Origin of the sequence: Microcoleus sp. MON2_D5 (assembly GCF_036701905.1) — a bacterium.
Classification (GTDB): domain Bacteria; phylum Cyanobacteriota; class Cyanobacteriia; order Cyanobacteriales; family Microcoleaceae; genus Microcoleus.
The window spans coordinates 30,964-51,694 of record NZ_JAUBRM010000034.1; the positions used below are offsets into that span (position 1 = coordinate 30,964).

Here is a 20,731-nt window from a genome sequence, read left to right on the forward strand (position 1 = left end):
CGCGAAGGCGCGAAGGGCGCGAAGGAGGAGAAGATGATTTATTTGTTAGCGTTTTGGGTAAATAGGTATATGTCGTCTCGCTGATATTTTAGTTGAAATTGAGGGGTGTTTTTTAGTTTAGTTACTAGGTTTTTAACAAATTCTCGATCGCTCATCCAGCCAGGATATCTGAGGTTCAGCAATACATAATCAAATTCTGCGAGATTTGCAGGCGGCGTCTTAGCCTGAGTTAATCTTACTACAGGGCGGTGCGCTAAATGCGGAGCAATCTGAACATTTGTTAAAACACTGCCTTTGGTTTCAACAAGAGAAATTGCCTCTCTGGTAGCTGGCAAAGTGTCGATCCCATTTAAATAAATAGTCCAAAAATAGCCGTATTTCGCTAAAGCTAAGAAAGCAATCAACGACCAAATTACAATGACTCTAGGCAATGGATAATTAGGAATTGGCAATCTATCAAATATTGTCTTTCCCTTTTGCTGATTGCTAGCTGCTAAACTGGAAATTACGGCAACCAACAAAAACGGCAATATCGGCACAGAATATTGATGAACTAAATCCCGCTGAGCGGGGCGATCGGAAAGAATATTCATTGCCAACATCGGCACAGCACTAATTAAAGATGACAGATGACGCGGGGACAGCCACCAAATTACTGGTAAGAGCAATAAGGCTAAATATTCCAAAGTTTCTAAAGAAAATAAACGCCCTAAAACTAGATTTGGTTTCACTATTAAATTAATAGCAATTTCCAAAACAGAGTTGCCCAAATATTGATATCGCCCAATTGCCGCGTGTTCTCTTCCCTGATTAAAATACGGTATAACTGCCTGAGTAACTACCAGGAACCAACCCGCGCCTAGAAAGAGAGCTATGAGCCCACAATTGCGTTTTTTGTCAAAACACAACAGCCACAAACCCATCGCAGCCACAGTTAAAGATAGGACGGCTTTGCAGCTCAAAACTAATACAATAGCAGCACAAAACCACAAGGTTTTATTCAGCCTCGCGGCTAAGATTGCTGCTAGCAGTGCTGGTAAAGCAATGACTTCTGGGTGGAAGTCGAAGAGATTGACATTAAATACTAATGGATAGAGGAGGTAAATACAGGCGATCGCCCAAGATATGCTATTATTTAATCCGGCTTGACGTGCCAAACTCCAACTCGGCCAAGCGCCTAAAGCTAGGGAAACAGCTTGCACTAAAAAAAGCCAGTGAACATCTGGATATATTTTGTAAAGTAAAGCTAGTGGATAGAAAATAAAAGCGGCGTGATCGCCCCAAATATTTATTGCCATAAAAGAGGAAAATGGCGTTTGATTTTGGGAGATTAAATAAATTGCTTGGTCAAAAATTGCTAAGTCGAATGCAGTTGATTGAAACAAAGCGTGTCGCGCGCTGCTGGCGGCCAATAAGACTAGCGTTGTCACGACAATCATTAAAAATACTGGATGAGATTTTAGGGATTTTAAAGTTAGCATTTTATTGGTTTAATCAGCCCTTCGTTTAAATAGGACAACTTCGTTTTTTTTAGAAGTTAATTTAAAATCGGGAGAGTTTTTAAGTTTATTTGCTAAGGTATCACCAATTTTTTCCGTATCAGGCCAGGGATGGCGCAGGTTTAATAATATGTATTGAAATTCAGCTAAATTTGTTTGGGGCGAAATTTGTGAAAGCAATTTTACTATTGGGCGGTGGGTAAAGTGAGGGGCAAGTCTATTATCTGTTAAAATACTGCTTTGGGGTTGAACTTGTGCGACTGCTTCGCGTGTAGCTTGCCAGGTATCTAGTCTATTTAGGTACAGATAAAAATCTTTATATTCGCCCACACCTAGGAAAATTAGTAATGACCAAATTATCATGATTCTCGCCAATTGAATTCCCTGCCAAAGTTGAGAAATTCGGAAGTTTTTAAATTGTGGCCGATTGACCCATGTTAAAAACTGTTGCTTATTTGCTTTATCCTCTTCCTGGTTGCCTTTTATTTCTTCCCTGTTCCTTGTTTCTTCCTTCGCGATTACTGCTAAAAATAAAAATGGAATTACAGGCACTGAATACTGATAGGCTAAGCTGCGTTGAAATGACAAGTCAGAGAGGATATTGATGAGCAGGGTAGGGATGGCAGGAATTAGCGCTGTTAGATATTGTAGGCGTAGTTTGCCGGAAAATGGCAATAGCAGCCAAATCACAGGTAAGGTGAGGAGAAATAAATATTTGAATGTATCGAAGGAAAGGATTTTTCCTAATACTAACTGTGGTTTTAAGATGAGATTGATGATGATTTCTAGTACGGATTTGCCTAAATAGCTGTAGCGCCCGACTCCAGCGACTTCGCTGCCGCTAAAGAAGGGGATGATTTTCTGGGAAGCTATCAAAAACCAAGCTGCACCTAGCAAAAGTGCGATCGCCCCGTACCGTTGCTTTTTTTCGCAAAAAAACAGCCATAAACCCATAGCGACAACGGTTAGGGACAAAACCGCCTTGCAACTGAGAACTAACACAATAGCGGTACAAAACCACACAATTTTATTTAAACGCGCCGCCAAAATTGCTGCCAAAAGTGCGGGTAAAGCGATTACTTCTGGGTGAAAATCAAATAAATTAATGTTAAATACCACCGGATAGAGCAAATAAATCAATGCGATCGCACGCGATTGTTCTTGATTTAAACCTGCCAAACGCGCTAAACTCCACGTAGGCCAAGCCCCCAGGGATAAAGCAACTGCTTGTACCAACAGCAGCCAATGCACATCCGGGGAAATTTTGTACAGCCAAGCTAGCGGATAATAGATTACCGCTGCGTGATCGCCCAAAATATGAATCCCCATTAAAGAAGAAAAAGGCGTTTGGTTTTGGCTGATCAAGTAAATTGCTTGGTCAAAAATTCCCAAATCGAAAGCAGTTGATTGGAATAAAGCGTGCCGTAAACTGCTACACACAAAGAAAATTGCCGCAGCAGTAGCCATCGCCCAAACCAAACTCGACGGTAGCTGCGATCGACCTTCCTCTATATTTTCGGCGATCGAGACACTGATGTCCTCACTGGAATCAGCAAAATTTTCCCTATTCTGCATGAAATCTGGCACTAGGTGGTCACTCAAAATATGATTCCATCGAATGTGCTTTCCACGCAATAGTTAACCACTAATTTTTATCCCCGCAATCGTAATATTAGAATAATCCACAAAACATTAAACAATTGTGAAAGCAATAACTCTTCTCGGCTCCACAGGCTCCATCGGCACTCAGACTCTGGATATTGTAGCTCAATACCCCGATCAATTTCGGATTGTCGGGTTAACCGCCGGACGAAATGTAACGTTGCTGGCCCAGCAAATTCGCCAGTTTCGACCGGAAATTGTCGCGATTTGCGACGAAGATCAATTACAGGAATTGAAGGAGGCGATCGCAGACATTGACCCTCAACCTATTTTACTTGCTGGCGAATCAGGCGTTGTCGAAGTTGCCCAATACGGCGACGCTCAAGCCGTCGTCACCGGCATAGTTGGCTGTGCCGGTTTGCTGCCAACAATTGCAGCTATCAAAGCAGGCAAAGATATCGCCTTAGCCAATAAAGAAACATTAATCGCAGGTGGCCCGGTTGTCAACCCCTTAATCGAAAAATACGGCGTTAAAATATTGCCTGCTGACTCGGAACATTCTGCCATTTTTCAGTGCCTCCAAGGTGTTATGGTTGGCGGGTTGCGGCGAATTATTCTCACTGCTTCGGGGGGTTCTTTTCGAGATTTGCCGATCGACAAATTAGCCGCAGTAACAGTAGCCGATGCTTTGAAACATCCGAATTGGTCGATGGGGCAGAAAATCACGATCGATTCTGCTACTTTGATGAATAAAGGATTAGAAGTAATTGAGGCTCATTACTTGTTCGGAATGGATTATGACGACATTGATATTGTCATCCATCCTCAGAGCATAATTCACTCGTTAATTGAGCTGCAAGATACCTCGGTTTTGGCGCAATTGGGATGGCCGGATATGCGCTTGCCGCTGCTTTACGCTTTGTCTTGGCCGGAGCGAATTCATACAGATTGGGAACGGCTGGATTTGGTAAAAGCTGGGGATTTAACTTTCCGAGAACCCGACCACGAAAAGTATCCTTGTATGCAGTTAGCTTATGCGGCGGGACGTGCGGGCGGTTCGATGCCTGCGGTGCTGAATGCGGCAAACGAACAGGCGGTAGCGCTATTTTTGGAGGAGAAGATTCAGTTTTTGGATATTCCGAAGTTGATTGAGAAGGCGTGCGACAAACATCAAACTGATAACTGTGAAAGTCCTGGTTTAGACGATATTTTGGCGGCGGATCGGTGGGCGCGACAGGAAGTTTTGGCAGATAGTATGGAATTGGGCGATCGTATTCTTTCGGTTCGCTAATTGTATCAGCAGACTTGCACTTACCCACAAGCCCGCCGGGGAATTAATTCCCCGTCTCATAGCTAAAGTCGGTTGAAATTGAGATCTTGCACCATTCTCAAGAACAGGCAAGATGCCTGTTCCACAAAGAGTGAATTTTGTTGTGGGCCGTTGCTCCTAGCCCGCCCATAAAAGGCTTATTGAGAATGGTGCAATATCAGAGTTGAAACAGACTGCCAAACCTTAATAAATATTCAGTTTTATTTGAGAGGAGTTTAGCTATGAGAGAGGGGTTTCAACGCCGGACGGACTATGCCAAAAAGTGCAAAATATCGCCCAAACCATGTTAAAAGTTGACCAGATGTTAGCCTTTTATAGACTAACTCCCAACTTTCGCCGCCAAATCAGCCGCACTCATCTTTTCGTACATTTCAAAAGGTTGGTGAATCCAAGGATTGTCAGCCAAATAATCTACATAATAATCCGGCTTTGCAACAGAACAAGCCTTGTACCAGAGTACAGCAGTCCGAATTTCCTGAATATCATCGCCGTAGCGACTCTTCAGCCAAGCAATACTTTGATCTAAACTAATTCCCGAATCCACCAAATCGTCAATCAAGAGAATGTGGCTCCCCAAATTATCGCCCACCATTGTCAAATCGCGGGCAAACTCGATCGCACCCCGGACATTTCCCTCGGCCCCACCATAGGACGAGGCCGCTAAAATCGCCAGAGGTTTGTCGAAAATCCGCGACAGAGTATCCCCAACGCGCAGCCCTCCCCTCGCCAGACAGACAATTCGATCGAATTTCCACTGAGATTCCTCAATTTTTACAGCCAAATCCTCAATTTTCCGATGGTACTCAGGCCAAGAAACGTAAAGGTCGCTCATTCCTAATATTATTGAAATATCAAAGGTATTATTAAATATTTTGGGGAAAATGACATGGATGCAGAGGAACTTCTCAGACGGTATGCAGCCGGAGAACGGGTTTTTCACAAAGTAGACCTGGCCGGGGTCAATATGTCAAGGACAAACTTGCGCGATATTGACCTGAGTCACGCTAATTTAAAAGGTGCAAATTCGATCGGTCTCACCCTCTACAGAGCTAATCTGTATCAAGCAGATATCAGCCAAGCCAACCTCTCTCAAGCCAACCTCATGTCCGCTAATTTTGGCGAATGCGACGCGGTGGGAGCGAACTTGAGCGGAGCCATCTTGCGGAGTGTCGTGTTTAGCGGGGCAGATTTAACGGGGGCGAGTCTCAGGGGTGCAGACATGAGAGATGCAAACCTTCAGGGGGCAATTTTGATTCAAGTTTATGCAGTTAACGCTAACTTGCAAGGTGCAAACTTGACAGAAGTGAAGCTTTGCGGAATCAACCTCAGCAAAGCCAATTTAACCGATGCGAACTTAACACAAGCTGACCTCAGCCATGCTAACTTAACTCAAGCAAATTTGAGCTGGGCAAATTTGACGGAAGCAAATCTGGAAAAAGCTGATTTGAAGGGAGCCGATTTGAGCGGAGCTAACTTGAGCTGTGCAAATCTCCATCAAGCAGATTTGAGCGGAGTTTCCCTTAAGGGAGCAAATCTCCGGGGAGCAAACTTACATCAAGCTTCTTTGCGCGGGACAAATTTGAATGAAGCGAATCTCAGAGAGGCCATGATGCCTGACGGCACAATCTCTGACTAAATAAGCTGAGAAAATAGAAGTTAAAACCGCAGGGTGCTTGTGGCGCACCCTACATTTAGGCTAATGCCTGATTTTTTTAAGGGGATTTAATTCTGCGTTAATCTCATGCGCCCAAAAATCGAGAGAAGCCCCGGACTCCTGTTGTGGAGAGGCAAAAATTTTAGAGTGTTGTTCAAGCTCCCAGATTCATCTGTGGAGTAAATCTAAAATCTCAAATTGCTAGAGTGACCGGGACTCCACGGTTCGACTGAGCGCTTGCGGAGGTCTAAAATCCAAAATTGACTGACAGTTCATTTAAAGAGAGTGGCAAAAAAATTTGGCGATAATTTAATCTACAACCTTCAGCCAGCCCCGGCGAACGGCGTGGAGCAAGCGGTTGATGGCTATTTGATCTTCTTCGGTAAGACAGTCATTTAAGAGCGCTGTCTGGAGCTGTTGTCGGTGAGTGGGAGTCAGCAGACCGGAGTGATATACCTGAAAGACTAGCTCTGCAATAGTAAATTGAGGTAAAAGCGTTTGGGTTGTCATCATGTGTTTTTTTTTGAACTCGCTTTTGACAGTATTGACTAATTTTTCCAAAATTTATGTGATTCAACTACGGAAGTAAATGTGATCGATTGGCTCTTGATGAGTGATTTGTGTCAGCCGAACTAGGGGATCGGATATTTCCTCGATAGCCCTGCTACTTGAAACACAAACCCCGTCGCGATTCCTCGCTTCTGGCAACCCCCACATCTCTACTTTTGGTTAAGAAACGGTGACAAATAAATTAATATTTATCTATTAAGAGATTACTAATGACTGCTAGCGAAATCGCTCGGCTTAATTCAACGTAAAACTTTTAGCGTGTTTAGAAGCCCGCTTTTACCTACATTTACCTAGTTTCTTGCTGTGTTCTTGTTTCCGTGTATATACTTAACGATCCGCCCAAAGACAGATACAAGTTTTCGATAGGAGTCCCCAGCAGCCCCAAATTTTAGGCCCTAGTTAAAGCTCCCAGATTCATCTGTGAAGTCAATCTAAAATCTAAAATCTAAAATCTAAAATCTAAAATCTAAAATCTAAAATCGACTGACTGCTTCCAATCAAAAATCCCGGCTTCTTCAAGAAACCGGGTCGAGCTTTTCGAGCGCAGTACAATTTTTTTTGGAGAGGGTTAATGGAGCGACCTACTCACGAAAATCTTATTGTTGGCAATTATTGTTGGCAAAGCTTGACAGGAGAGACAGTAGAAATACTCATCTCAACTTCTTGTGTGAGGGAACTAATCGGAAATCCTGACCCATCCGCGGCGGATGGCGTGCAGCAGGCGGTTGACTGCATCTCGGGCGTCTTCGCTGAGAGCGCTTTGGCAGAGTTCGCGGAGCCCGTGGCTTTCAGTGCGAGTCAGATTGCCTGAATGAGTGACTTGATAGAACAGTTCAGCGATCGCGCGATCAGATTTTAAAGTCAGAGCTTGCATGAAATCTCGTTGAACTCGACTATTATAATATCGAACATTTGAGAAAAGAGTAGGGTGATTGCCGTCGGGTAAGCTGTGTGATTTTTCTTGGCTCGATTTGTGACCGAAGTCTGCGAGTATACGTGAGTTAAATCACAGAAAACCAAAGACCTCGATCGCATAAGCTATGATTGGGGTGGTAGCCTCAAGGTCTGACAAAACCTCGAAAAGCCCTCAACGCAAGGCTTTGAAGTCCTTAGACCGCCGCGCAGCGGGAGTAAGTCCGCTCTACATCGCAGGTCTGGACTCGGAGAGCTGTGAAACTTTGGGTTTTAGATACTTGCAGCTTGCAGCTCAGGGCATAAAGTTGCGAGCTGCGAGCCACGGCCTGAGATACAATAATTATAAATACTTCTATCTCATCTATAGGCAGGCAGGTAAAAAAATGATAATGATTAGCTACTTTTTGATTGCCTTAATCGTTTTTCTTGTTTGGTTCAAAAGTTTTTGGAATGATACAGCCACATCTAAAAAAGACGTGATATCTTGGATAGCCTTAATAATGGGACCTCTGTTTTGGCCTGTTGTTGTGCCCCTATCCCTTTTGCAAATTACCAGCAAAAAGTCTGTTGTAAAAACAGCTCAATGCGATCAAGAATTATAATAAATTGTGGAAGTAACTGGCTTCAACATAGTTGGTTATCTCGTCCTAAATTATTCGGCAGGCATCGCTTCTGGCAGCGAGTAAATGAGCTGGTTTCAGTGTAAAAATGCAGCTAGAAGGTAGAATTCAATAAAAACTCTGAATCCTAAAACAGTATTTTTTTACCGAGCTCAAATTCTGCCTTCGGCTTTTTGACCCCGCCCGAAAACGGATACAAGTTTCCGACAGGAGTCGGCAGCAGCCCAAAATTTTAGGGGATCTTGTTCAAGCTCTCAGATTCATCTGTCGAATAAATCTCAAATCTCCAATCGTTCAACTGAGCGAGATTCACTGAGCGCTAGCCGAACCTCTCACGCCGAAGTCTCCAATCGACTGATGCCTACTTTTCTTCTGTCACATCGTGATTTAAGGGTGGGGCTCAGTCAAAATTGTCAGACGCAAATTGTTGGACAGCGACAGCAACATTTTTTTACTCAAAAATTATCGACAACCTCAACCAAGCTCAAAATTAATATGTAATGTAACAGGGCTTGTTCCTGGCAAAAATATAACTTCAGACATATTTTCGCCTGCCGCTGACCAACATAAGAATTTTTATTACTTGCGGCCACGGCGTACCATTAATCGAATGTGGGAAAATCCTGGCTAGGCGTTGAAAAACAGCTACGCTCTTTGGTATGTAACCTTTTCCAGAGCCCTCTCTTCAAATCGTAGCAGCTCTAAACAGAAAATTGTAGAGTTCGTTTATACCCAAATTGCCTAACTCTTACCGCAGTTAGATAGACAATTCAAGGCAGAGACTGCAACATGAAATAGGCAACAAAAACTGTTTCAAATCTCAAGTACGACTTATTTTAGGCGATCGGGCATCAGGAGTGTATAACGCGAGCCAGCTAAATTTTTAGAGGTGCGAGATGTTTGGGAACTTCTAAAAAAAAGTGCCGTCACGGTATCCAAATTCGTTATTTGCATAAAAAGTAGGAGTCAAAATGAACGAAGTATCTGAGAAACCAATTTATAGAGTTCTTAATCTATTGTCGCTGCTAGCGCTGAGCTACTATGCAGCTACTTCCATCAATTATATTTTCGAGAGTGACGCTCACATCTACAAGTACGACAGCCAGAGTAATGCCAACGTGTCACCAGCGCAACTAGAAGCACACCGCTAGGAATAAATTGTAGAGATTTTCTCTCAATGAATGCCGAACCAAAATTCTGGAAATTTGCTAATCGTTAATGATCAGCTCGAAGTTAACAACACTTAGTAAAAAAGTATTTTTGAAAAAAATAAATAAAATTTTCACTCACAGGTATTAGCCATCGAATGTACCACAAAACTTAACTATTTAATGAGTTCTCAAAAGATACCAGAGTGATGAAACGATGGCCAAGCATTTTCATCAGTAAAAGCATTAATAGCTTTAGTAATCGCTTCATCAAGAACATTTGAAGGTGGATATACTTCAGAACGGAAAATCGCTGGGATTTTGGCCCAATACAAGTCTATCGGAGATAAATCCGGCGAGTATGGAGGTAAGAATTTTACCTGGGCTCCGATAGATGCCATCAAAAAACTGATGGCTTCAGCATTATCAACAGGTAAATTATTCATAACTACAATTGCGCCAACCCATAACTGGGGCAGGATTCGCCAGCAGCCCAAAATTTTATATCCTAGTTCCAGTTCCCAAATTCATCTCAGGACTAAAATCTAAAATCTAAAATCTAAAATCTAGTGACAGTATCGTCACAACTCTACGGGCCCACCGTTCCTCCCAACTTCACCAAAAGACGAGCGCTGCATTGTCTGATTGTCCGGATGGATGTGGATCATGGTTGAAATGAGGGATTGTGGTTGCAAAACTGGGTTTTTTAGCCAAAATCCTGCGTTGAGCGTCAGGGATTTGGCTGGAAACATCAAGGTGATGAGGCTCAAAAGCCTGTCCGGGACTGTGTTGGGACGCACTTTTGATTGAATCCGGCCTCCAGCGTGCACGGGCTTGCTTTCAAAGCCAGCTAAAAAATTTTGATTTCTGGGGAACTATTAGCAAAAATCAAAAGTCAGGTCAACTACAGTGTACTTAAAAGAAACCGCAGCTCAGTTCCAGCCCCATTGCGGGCGATCGAACTCTCCGGCGATCGACAGTGCCAAGGGCCCGGTGCAAGTTCTCAATCTTGAGAGCATACTCCCATTAAAAATGGTCTCTGTGTATCTTCCGGCTATTGTTTTAATAATGACTAGCCACGCCGACGGTCATTATGGTAAACTCGCAAACGTTTAAGGGCAATATTTTCGTGTTAGAGGAGGCAGTGGTGGAGTCGAGAGTCAAAAGCAGGAAACAACCGATATTTGCTGCTCAACGAATACAGGATTCTACTCGCGCTCCTAGGCTCGCTGCTGACAATTTAAATTACATGACAGCTTATAGCAGCCGGGTCAATTAGGGTCTCAACCGATGTCCGGTTTCATTTATTGAATCCCTTTGGAGGGAAAAGTGTATTGTAGAAAAATGATTGATCTTTTAGGAGGAGTGTAAATGACACAGGTAACAAATCCAACACAACCAGTTTCACAAAGTACACTTGGAGGCGGTGGCTCAAACATTACCGGCATCCAGGGCCCTAACAGGTTGAACGGCAGCTCCGGCGATGACATCATCCTGACTTTTGGGGGCGCAGATGTCATCGCCGGTGGCGCTGGCAACGACAACATTTTCTCCGGTGGCGGAAATGACAGTGTCGGCGGCGGCGACGGCAACGATTTAATCGCTTCTGGTTCGGGCAGCGATGCGGTAGCTGGCGGCACTGGCGACGACCGGATATTTGCCGGTAAAGGCGATGACCTCGTCGATGGCGGTGATGGCAATGACGTGGTTTCTGGCGACAGAGGCAACGACACCGTACTCGGCGGATCGGGCAGCGACAGTGTCTACGGTGGCCAAGGCAACGATATTGTCGACGGCGGCGACGGCAACGACAGTGTCTACGGCGGTAAAGAAAACGATACTGTCAATGGTGGCGGTGGCAATGACTTTATCTCTGGCGACAGAGGAAGTGATGTCCTGACGGGCGGTGCTGGCAGCGATACGTTCTTCTTCTTCTCCAGCGGTGGCGATTTTGGCGTAGACACGATCACTGACTTTACCCCAGGCGAAGATAAGATCCGCTTGAAGCAGGGTGGTGTGTTCTCTGGTTTGGGCACCAGCTTCGAGGCAAGCGAGTTTGTCGTCGTTTCTAATTTCAACGCAGCCACTCCAGGAGCAACCACGACGAACAAGTTGGTCTACGACCCAACAAGCGGTACGTTGTTCTTCAACGGCACCAACGGAGTGCTAACTGTGGCTCAGTTGCAGCCTGGCCTGACGATTACCTCGAACAACTTCGAGTTGTTCTAAAACAACTGGCTGTTGTGGGGCAGCACCGGATAAGATTCGGGGCGGTTCTCACAAAGCCGGTAGTTTTAAAGGATTTCAACCTCACTCTGCTACAAGCGGGGTGAGGTTGAAATATTCAATGCAGGAACAGAAGCAGAGGCAGTTAAAAAAAATTGATCGACAGCTATTGATAAAATTAATCGATCGCCCGATCGGGCAAAATATAAATACAAAGTTTTTAAATTAGAATTTCTAGGTTTTACTGAAGCGGTAAAGAAACCGCAACTGCTGGCTAGCAATGAGCACTGAAGAATATATCCGGCAAGCCCAAATTTATTTGAACCGGGGTAAGTTAACTGAGGCGATCGATTTTTGCAAAAGGGCGATCGAACTTCAACCGTTTTCGCCATCGGCTTACACGACTTTAGGCGAAATCCTCGAAGCTCAAGGCGATCCGACGGCGGCAAGAGACGCTTTTGTGCAAGCTTTGGAGATTTCGCCGCAGTTTTTTCTGGCTCATGCTTATTTGGGTCAACTTTACAGCGACTATTCGTGGCTAGATGAGGCGGTTTTTCACTATCGGCAAGCTCTGGATTTGAAACCAGATTGGGCGGAAGTTCATTATAACTTGGGAAATATTTTTCACAAGCAGGGTAATTTGTTGGGGGCGATCGACTGTTACCGAAATGCGATCGCCAAAAAACCTGATTATCTCGATGCTTTATACAATCTGGCTGTGGTTTTAGATGAAAATAGCCAGCTCGAAGCGGCAATGGATACCTACCGACAGGTGATTGCTCTGAAGCCGGATTACGTGGAAGCTTACAGCAATCTGGGTGTGATTTTGCTAAAGGACGATCGGGCTGCTGAGGCGATCGAGGTTTACCAGCGGGCGATGGAGATTAAGCCGGATTGGGCAACGCTGCACAATAATTTGGGTCAAGCCTTGCTGGACAAAAGTCCGGAAAGGGCGATCGCATCTTACCTCACAGCTATTGAGTTGGAGCCGGACATGGTTTTGGCTCACTACAATTTGGGGAAAGCGTGGCAATTACAGGGGGAACATTCGGCGGCGGTTGCTTGTTTCGATCGCGCGATCGAGATCAATTCCGACTATATTTCGGGCTATACAGACGCCGGGTTTTCTTTGATGGTTTTGGGCAAAATTGCTGAAGCCATGCCTTATTTTGAGCGGGCAATAGCTCTTAAGCCTGATTTTGTTGAGGCTTACTGCCGCTTGGGAGACAGGCGCAGAGTTGGGGCGGTAGAAGATGATGAATTGTCAAGGGCGATCGCTGCGTGCGATCGATTTCTCACAGCACTAACTGGAAGGAAGAGAGAAGGCACAACAGCAATTTTGACACGCATACACGGATTAATTATCGAGCATGAGTCTGATGTTGAAAGAACAGGGAAGAAGTCCGAGGGAAGGCACGACACGGATTTTGACACGGATACACCGATAAATTCTCCACAACAGGGAAGAGGGAAGCAGGAAAAATTATCAATGCCCAATGCCCAATGCCCAATGCCCAATGCCCAATTACCAATTGCTGAAATTTGCGATAATTTAGCCGAAATTTACTTGCATTTGGGAAATGCTTTAACAGAGTACGGCGGACACGAATCTGCCGCCGCTTATTATCAAAAAGCTTTGCAAATTCAGCCACAGAATGCAGAGATTTACTGGCGGCTGGGGAATTCCTTAGCCCAGCAAAAGCGGTTCAGTGCAGCAATTGCAGTTTACCGCATGGCTTTGACGATTCAACCTGCTTTACCGCAGGTTTATTTTGAGTTGGCAAAACTGCTGGAAAAACAGGGGCGCTGGGAACGGGCGATTGATTATTATCAAAAGGTTTTAGATCTGCAAGTGCACGGGTATGGGGATCAGAAACAGTGGAAAAAAGAGAGTTTTATCTCGCCCGCTCACAATTCTATAAAACCTCCTCACGGTATTTACTTATCGAGTTGGGATTGGCTGGTTAATGCTAATTTGGATGCTGATAATTATGTGGAAATATTTTGGAAATCTGCACCAAAAGCAAGCGCAGAAAATATTCCGAATTCCCAATTTTCGATATCCAATTCCAAATTGGCAAATTCCGAGTGTGCCGGTTTAACTTGCGGGCTGTGTTTGCAGCGACTTTCTAAGTGGTTCGATCCAGTGCATTTGGGTTGGGGAGTTTGCCGTTTGTCCAACTCGCAACCGATACCTGTGCAGTCGCCCAAGACTTTTGTGGCCGCAATTCCCAACGGGCGAGTTTGGAGTGTTCCGCAGGAAAATTATTGGCTGATTTGCAAGGCGATAGCTGTAATTACTCCTGACAATTATTTGTTGGCTGATGTGTCGAGAGATTATCCGGGGTTTTTACCTGGATGCGAAAAGCATGATGTTAGAAAACACAGCGTGTTTAAGTTAGAATCCTTCCCGTCTCTCAAGCAAATTGACGGCAGGGTGGCCGTGCTTTCGGGTTTGTCGGGAAATGTCTATTTTCACTGGATGGTTGATGTTTTGCCGAGGATAGAATTGCTGCGGCACAGCGGTAGGGATTTGGCGGAAATTGATTGGTTTTTGGTGAATAGTTGTCAGCACCAATTTCAGCGGGAAAGTCTGAGAATTTTGGGCATTCCCGAAGAAAAAGTCTTGGAGAGCGATCGCTTGCCTCACATACAAGCAACCGAGTTGATTGTACCTTCTTTTGCGGGATATTTGGGCTGGCCTTCTGGGTGGGCGATGGATTTTTTGAGGCGGGAGTTTCTCAAGGGAATTATACCTAGTTTGGGCTATCCAAAACGCATTTATATCAGCCGCAGCAAAGCAAGATACCGACGAGTTTTGAACGAGGAAGATGTGGTTGAGGTTTTGGAGAACTTTGGCTTTGTTTCTATTTTACCTGAGTCCCTGTCTTTGGCAGAGCAAATTGCTCATTTTTACCACGCTGAGGTGATAGTGGCTGCCCACGGCAGCGGCTTGACAAATACAATTTTTTGTAGGCAGGGAACTAAAGTAATTGAGTTGGTGTCGCCTCACTATATCAGCCATTATTACTGGGGAATCAGTCAATATTTGCAGTTGGAACATTACTTTTTAACGGGCGAGGCTTTTGAATGCTATCCTATTAGACAGTTGATGTATCAGAATTCGCTGACTGAGGATATTTTAGTGAACGTGAGTTCGCTGAAAAGGATGGTTGAGGTGGTGGGTTTGGGTTAGTTGGTGTCTGGAGCAAGTTTAATTATGCCCTCGATTGAGAAGATGGAAAAGGCAGCGGTTGATTTGAGTCGGCAAGCAGAAGTTTATTTAGCCGAAGGAAAGTTGAATGAGGCAGTTGCTGCTTGCGAGTCAGCGTTGAAAATTGAACCGAATTTGGCGACAGCTTGCCAGACGCTGGGAAAGGTGATGCAGCTTCGAGGTGAAATCGAGCAAGCTAAGCAGTGGTATGAAGCGGCAATCGATCGCAATCCAAATTTGCCGGAAGTTTATGCTAATCTCGGCATTTTGTATTCTCAGGGTAAACAGTGGGAAAAGGCGATCGCCAATTGTGAAAAAGCGATTTCGCTAGCGCCGAATTTTGCTGCTGTTTATCGGCAGTTGGCGAGAATTTGGACGCAGTTAGAGAAGCGAGAAGAGGCGGCAGACTGTTGGTATCAAGCTTTTAATATCGAGCCGAATTGGGCAACTGCGGAGGAACAAGTCACTCTGGGAAATAGTTTGGTTGAATTGGGAAAGTTCGATCGCGCTATTGAATGTTATTCGCGGGCAATTGGGTTAAATCCCAACCTAGCAACAGCTTATCACAATTTGGGGGAAATGCTGGTTGGTCAGAAGCGGTGGGATGAGGCGATCGCCAATTACCGACAAGCCATTGCCATCAATCCAAATTCGTTTGAATCTTACCACAGTTTGGGTAAAAGTTGGGCAGAGCGAGGAGAATTCGATCGGGCGATCGCCTGTTACAACAAAAGCCTCGAAATCAATCCCAACTACGCTCGTGCTTACGTGGGTTTAGGTAATGTTTTCGCGCAAAAACAGGACTTTGATGCAGCCATTAAATGTTACCGTCAGACTCTGGAAATTAATGATAATTCCTACTGGGCATACAATTGCTTAGGGGACGCTTTGGCTCAAAAACAACTGTGGCCCGAAGCTATTAGTTGCTACCGCCAAGCTATTGAAATAAATCCCAATATTCCTGGGTTTTATGTCAATTTGGGAATTGCCTTCACCTGCGAAAAATCCTGGGATGAAGCTGTGGCTGCTTTCCTGCAGGCGGTTCAGATTGAGCCGAATTTGACGGGAATCAATCAGAGGTTGGGATATGTTTTGCGGAAGCGCAGCGAATCGGGTTTAGACATCACAATCGAAACTTATTGTCAAGGTATTGAGGTACTTGCAAGCGGGAAAATTTACCACAACTTGCTGGGAATTGAGTTAGATGGAGCGGAGTTTTATATAAATTTAGGCAACAGTTTAGCGAAACAGAAGCAGTTGGAAGGTGCGATCGTATTTTATAGCATGGCACTGCAAATTGAACCCAATGCTGCGGAAGTTGTCGCTCAACTGGATAATGTGCGGGCGAAACAACAGGAGTTATACGCACAAATTGCCACTTACCGCCACCAAATTGAAATCGATCCGAGCAATTCTAAGCCTTACAACGATTTAGGAAATATTTTACCGCAATTAGGGGAATTAGAAGAAGCAATTATTTGCCACCAAAAAGCGAGCGAATTGAGGGGTTGGCCTGAGTGTGCGGCGAAAGATTACCAATTTACCCAAGATTGGTTTACCCACAATATTCCTATTTGGCAACGGCATTTGCAGGAATTTACCGGAATTGCGGATTTTCAAGTGGTGGAAATCGGCAGTTTTCAGGGAATGTCGGCTTGCTGGCTGCTGGATAATATTTTAACTCATCCGACGGCAACGATTACTTGTATTGATTTGTATTTTCAACAACATTTTAAGGGCAATATTGTTAAAACGGGAGCAGCCGATCGGGTAATTGAATTAGAAGGTTACTCTCAAGATTTGTTAATTAATTTGGCTTCGGAATATTACGAGGTTGCTTACATTGACGGCTGTCACAAACCCACCAGTGCTCTGCAAGATGCGATTTTATCTTGGAGGTTGGTGAAAGTTGGGGGATTGATGATTTTTGACGATTACGAGTTTACGTTTCCCGACAGCCCGGAGCAAGATACTAAAATTGGGATAGATGTTTTTTTGGAGATGTTTGGAAGTCAGTTAGAAGTAGTACACAAAGGCTATCAACTGATTGTCAAAAAAATCGGCAATCAAAGTTTGGGCGAAGAGCAAACTCTGTTGTCTCTGGGTTGGGAAAAGTTGGGGGATATTGCGGCAAATGCGGATTATTTGGATGAGGCGAGCGCTCGCTATCAAACAGCGATTAAAATTAAGTCTGGCAACTACTTAACTTACCACAAGTTGGGTAAAACTCTGCAAGAGAAAGAACTGTTTGACGAAGCTCGGGCCGCTTACCAACGGGCGATCGCACTCAACCCTAATTTTAGTTGGGCTTACCACTTTTTGGGGGAAACTTTACAGGCGGTTGAGGAATACGACGAAGCCGCTGCTGCTTACCGCAAAGCTATTGAGTTAAATCCCGATTTTTGTTGGACTTACAACAATTTAGGCGATGTGCTGATGGAGCTTTCTGACTGGGAGGAAGCTGCTGTTGCTTACCGCAAGTTAGTTCAACTAAATCCCGATTTTTGTTGGTCTTACGAGAGATTAGGTAAGGCTTTGGTTGCACTGGAAAATTGGGAGGACGCGACGGCGGCTTACCGCAAAGCTATTGAATTAAATCCTGATGATTGTTGGTTGTACAATAGTTTGGGGGAAGTTCTGGAATCGCAAGAAAATTGGCCCGAAGCAGCAGTTGCTTTTGGTCGTGCTATTGAGCTAGAACATGAGCATAGTTGGCTGTACAAAAAGTTGGGTGATGCACTGCGGAATCAAGGGGAATTGGAAAGGGCGATCGCCATTTACGAAAAAGGCATCAATCTCGATCCAAAATCCTGTTGGTGTTACGAAGGATTGGGTTTGAGTTTAATTGCCAAACAGCAGTGGGAACCTGCAATCACTAATTTAGTTCAAGCCCTGCAAATTAAACCCGATTTGTTTGAAGCTTACGATAATATAGGTTATGCTCTGGAACAACAAGGAGAAGGCGATGAGAGCGCTCGGGCAAAATGCAGTAATCAAAATTTACCCTTAAGTATTCTCGAAAAATACTGTGGGTTTACAGAAGATTTGACCGTTGCAGCAGAATCAAATCCTAACCTCACCTGCATTGACATCCATCCTGCGACTCAAATCAATTTATCTAATTCCAAAACAATCGACAGCAGCCGGAGATTTTGGGAACATCAAAGTCATTCCAGAAAAGCTTTTGTTGCGGTCTTGCCAAACGGACGAGCTTGGGCAGATGTTGTGACTACCGCCGTGATTACTTCAGACAATAAACTTGTTGCTGATATTTCAATGGGTTGTGCTGAATTGGTAATCACTTCCGACAAATTGCCTCCCGCTGAACACGTCGATGGAAATGTAGCTTTTTTATCTGCTCGCTGGGGTGGAGCAGCTTATTTTCATTGGATGTTTGATGTGATTACGCGATTTGACCTTTTGCAGCGGAGCGGATTGATAGAAACTATAGATAAGTTTGTTGTCAATGCCTCGGATTCTTCCTATCAAGCAGAAACTTTAGATACTTTAGGAATTTCTCAAGATAAACTTTTAGAAAGTCGCTGCAATTTACACATTACAGCCGATAAATTAATAGTGCCGTCAATATCTTATGACGGATCGGGAGCGGTTTCTAAATGGAAGTGTGAATATCTAAAAGAGACATTTTTAAAGGAACAACAGCCAATAAATACAGACTATTCAGAGCGCATTTATATCAGCCGGCAACAAGCATCATATCGGCGAATCGTCAATGATGAAGAGGTAATTAAATACTTAGAAAAATTAGGGTTCCGCAGTGTCAAGTTGGAAACGATGTCGGTAGCGGAACAAGCATCGTGTTTGGCTGCTGCTAAAGTAGTTGTCGCGCCTCACGGAGGGGGGCTGACAAATCTAGTTTTTTGCAGTCCGGGAACTAAGGTAATTGAGATTTTTTCTCCCCTTTACGTGCCGCATTGTTATTGGATGATTAGCAATTTGTGCGGTTTGGAACATTACTATTTAATTGGTGATTTGGTTGAGGATGGAACTCAGACCAAACCTCTACATAAAGATATGCAGTTAGATTTGAACTCGCTGGAAAAATTACTAGCTATGGCAGGAGTTTTGCATGGATAATGATTACCACAATTTGGGTAATTCTCTGCAAGAAAGCGGTCGGTTTGATGAGGCTATTGCTGCTTACAAAAAAGCTATTGAATTAAATCCCAATTTTTCTTGGTCTTATCACAGTTTGGGCGATGTTTTGCTGAAACTTGAAAAATGGGAGGAAGCTGTCGCTGCTTACAAAAAAGCTGTTGAGTTAAATCCTAATTTTTCCTGGTCTTATCACAATTGGGGCGATGTTTTGCTGAAACTTCAGCAATGGGAAGAAGCTGCTGCTGCTTACCGCTGCGAGATTGCACTAAACTCGGATTTTGCTTGGTCTTTTTGCAATTTAGGCGACGCTTTAACTAAACTAAAACAGTGGGATGAAGCTATCGCTACGTATTTAAAAGCTATTGAAATTGACGGAAATTTGCCTGGAATTTACGAGAAGTTGGGATACGCTTTTGGGCAAACAAAGTCGGATTTAAGCTTAGTGTTAGAACAATCTCAATTGCAAATTACACCGGAAAATTGGGAGTTGTATTTGCAGTTAGGAAAGAATTTAGCCAAGTACGATCGCCCAAAAAGCGCAATTATTTTTTATAAATGGCTATTGACAAATATGCCGAGTTGTGCAGAAATGCCAGAAAAATTAGAGGAGTTGTTGCAGCAGCAAGAAAAGTGCGTAAGCGAAGCCCTCGAAGAGGATCGCGCATTAGCCTCATCTCGCGCAACTGTCGCCCAAAAACCAGATGATTGCTGGTCTTATTACAATTTAGGTGCTGTTCTGAGCCACCAAAAATATTGGGAGGAAGCGGCGGCGGCCTTTTTCCAAGCAATAGAAATAAATCCCGATCTTCCTTGGTGGTTTTATTACAATTTGTGGGAAGTTTTGGTTAGGCAAAATAAGCTAGATGAAGTTGAGAACTTGTGCCGCCAAGTTGTTGCAGCTAAACCGGAGGCTTTTTGGCCTTATCTGAATTTGGGAGAAGCTTTAACGAGGCAAGGTAAAATTCCCGAGGCGATTGATTTTTATCGAACAGTCAGTTTTAAACAAAGTTTTGCATCTATTCTAAGTAATAGAATAGGCAAGATGCCTGTTCTACAAGCAGATACAGGCAAGATGCCTGTTCTACAAAATTGGAACTTAAAACCCGTCCAATTTCCTAACTTTATAATTATTGGTTCTCAGCGGTGTGGCACTACTTCTCTTTATACTTATTTAGCCCAACACCCGCAAATTTTGACTCCGATTAAAAAGGAGATGGATTTTTTCTCGTGGCACTTTGACAGAGGGATTGATTGGTATTTGGCTCATTTTCCGCCAATGCCTCCGGGAGAGCAATTTTTGACGGGTGAAGCAAGTCCGAGCTATTTTGACTCTCGGGAAGCACCGGCACGGCTCTACAGCCTGTTTCCAGAGGCTAAACTGATTGTACTTTTGCGAAATCCCGTCGATCGGGCGATTTCTCAATTTTACCGCTTGACTGGCTTAAATTGGGAAGCGCGATCGCTCGATCGAGTAATTAGCGATGAAATTGAACGGTTGAATCAAAATCCAGAATACATCATCGGCGAGGAACCCGGAAATTATTTAGCTCGCGGTAGGTACATAGAATTTATTAAAAACTGGCGGACTTTCTTTCCCCAAGAACAGTTGTTAATTTTGAAAAGCGAAGATTTTTATGCAGATGCGGCGGCTATAGTCCAGCAGGTTTTAGAATTTTTAGATTTGCCGGAATATCAATTGTCTGAGTACCAAAATGCTAATCCGGGTTCTTATCAGCGGGTAAATGAATCGGTTCGCGACAGGTTGAGCGATTATTTCCGACCTTACAATCAGGAATTAGAGGAATATTTGGGGAGGCAGTTTGATTGGGAATAA

The 20,731-nt window shown here is 44.0% G+C and carries 15 protein-coding genes; 9 read left to right on the top strand and 6 right to left on the bottom strand.

All coding sequences use genetic code 11. The features are described from left to right. Positions 1-38: 38 nt before the first annotated feature. Both QUA47_RS14370 and QUA47_RS14375 read right to left on the bottom strand, forming a co-directional pair. Entirely contained in the window at positions 39-1,481 is a 1,443-nt protein-coding gene (locus QUA47_RS14370) for a DUF2079 domain-containing protein (protein WP_333431224.1), read from the bottom strand. A 9-nt stretch (positions 1,482-1,490) separates the two neighbouring features. Then, the gene (locus QUA47_RS14375; RefSeq protein ID WP_333431225.1) at positions 1,491-3,074 is read right to left on the bottom strand and encodes a DUF2079 domain-containing protein; all 1,584 of its coding nucleotides are present in this window, start codon (positions 3,072-3,074) and stop codon (positions 1,491-1,493) included. Positions 3,075-3,201: 127 nt separating this feature from the next. On the opposite strand from QUA47_RS14375, the gene dxr reads away from it, so the two are divergent. Beyond that, positions 3,202-4,392: a 1-deoxy-D-xylulose-5-phosphate reductoisomerase gene (gene dxr, locus QUA47_RS14380; protein ID WP_333431226.1), complete on the top strand. Its 1,191-nt coding sequence runs from the start codon at positions 3,202-3,204 to the stop codon at positions 4,390-4,392. Between the two features lie 358 nt (positions 4,393-4,750). Here dxr and QUA47_RS14385 read toward each other — a convergent pair whose 3' ends face one another. Further along, complete coding sequence (locus QUA47_RS14385) at positions 4,751-5,263, bottom strand: phosphoribosyltransferase family protein (protein WP_190660905.1); 513 nt, start codon at positions 5,261-5,263, stop codon at positions 4,751-4,753. A 54-nt stretch (positions 5,264-5,317) separates the two neighbouring features. Here QUA47_RS14385 and QUA47_RS14390 point away from each other — a divergent pair, with 54 nt between their 5' ends. Further along, the gene (locus QUA47_RS14390) at positions 5,318-6,067 is read left to right on the top strand and encodes a pentapeptide repeat-containing protein (protein ID WP_333406621.1); all 750 of its coding nucleotides are present in this window, start codon (positions 5,318-5,320) and stop codon (positions 6,065-6,067) included. Positions 6,068-6,394: 327 nt separating this feature from the next. On the opposite strand, the gene QUA47_RS14395 is transcribed toward QUA47_RS14390, so the two are convergent. Both QUA47_RS14395 and QUA47_RS14400 read right to left on the bottom strand, forming a co-directional pair. After that, positions 6,395-6,595: a hypothetical protein gene (locus QUA47_RS14395; protein WP_039886773.1), complete on the bottom strand. Its 201-nt coding sequence runs from the start codon at positions 6,593-6,595 to the stop codon at positions 6,395-6,397. Between the two features lie 736 nt (positions 6,596-7,331). Then, on the bottom strand, positions 7,332-7,529 hold the full coding sequence (locus QUA47_RS14400; protein WP_006632170.1) for a hypothetical protein: 198 nt from the start codon (positions 7,527-7,529) through the stop codon (positions 7,332-7,334). A gap of 226 nt (positions 7,530-7,755) precedes the next feature. Between QUA47_RS14400 and QUA47_RS14405 the strand changes: the two genes are divergently transcribed. Both QUA47_RS14405 and QUA47_RS14410 read left to right on the top strand, forming a co-directional pair. Beyond that, positions 7,756-8,172 carry a hypothetical protein gene (locus QUA47_RS14405; RefSeq protein WP_333406623.1) on the top strand — a complete coding sequence of 139 codons (417 nt, stop codon included), beginning with the start codon at positions 7,756-7,758 and terminating at the stop codon, positions 8,170-8,172. 989 nt (positions 8,173-9,161) lie between these two features. Next, positions 9,162-9,341 carry a hypothetical protein gene (locus QUA47_RS14410; protein ID WP_333406625.1) on the top strand — a complete coding sequence of 60 codons (180 nt, stop codon included), beginning with the start codon at positions 9,162-9,164 and terminating at the stop codon, positions 9,339-9,341. Between the two features lie 188 nt (positions 9,342-9,529). Here the strand turns inward: QUA47_RS14410 and QUA47_RS14415 are convergent, their stop codons facing one another. Further along, on the bottom strand, positions 9,530-9,835 hold the full coding sequence (locus tag QUA47_RS14415) for a transposase (protein WP_333431227.1): 306 nt from the start codon (positions 9,833-9,835) through the stop codon (positions 9,530-9,532). Positions 9,836-10,247: 412 nt separating this feature from the next. On the opposite strand from QUA47_RS14415, the gene QUA47_RS14420 reads away from it, so the two are divergent. The 5 genes from QUA47_RS14420 to QUA47_RS14440 all read left to right on the top strand — a co-directional run bounded on the left by QUA47_RS14420 (position 10,248) and on the right by QUA47_RS14440 (position 20,731). After that, positions 10,248-10,454, top strand: a complete 207-nt coding sequence (locus QUA47_RS14420) for a hypothetical protein (RefSeq protein WP_190693815.1) — start codon at positions 10,248-10,250, stop codon at positions 10,452-10,454. Between the two features lie 255 nt (positions 10,455-10,709). Continuing rightward, positions 10,710-11,567 carry a calcium-binding protein gene (locus tag QUA47_RS14425; protein ID WP_333431228.1) on the top strand — a complete coding sequence of 286 codons (858 nt, stop codon included), beginning with the start codon at positions 10,710-10,712 and terminating at the stop codon, positions 11,565-11,567. A 277-nt stretch (positions 11,568-11,844) separates the two neighbouring features. Further along, positions 11,845-14,760 (top strand): tetratricopeptide repeat protein, encoded by a 2,916-nt coding sequence (locus tag QUA47_RS14430; RefSeq protein WP_333431229.1) that lies wholly within the window; start codon positions 11,845-11,847, stop codon positions 14,758-14,760. Positions 14,761-14,784: 24 nt separating this feature from the next. Then, positions 14,785-18,876: a tetratricopeptide repeat protein gene (locus tag QUA47_RS14435; RefSeq protein WP_333431230.1), complete on the top strand. Its 4,092-nt coding sequence runs from the start codon at positions 14,785-14,787 to the stop codon at positions 18,874-18,876. Then, complete coding sequence (locus QUA47_RS14440) at positions 18,869-20,731, top strand: tetratricopeptide repeat protein (RefSeq protein ID WP_333431231.1); 1,863 nt, start codon at positions 18,869-18,871, stop codon at positions 20,729-20,731. The genes QUA47_RS14435 and QUA47_RS14440 overlap by 8 nt, the downstream gene beginning before the upstream one ends.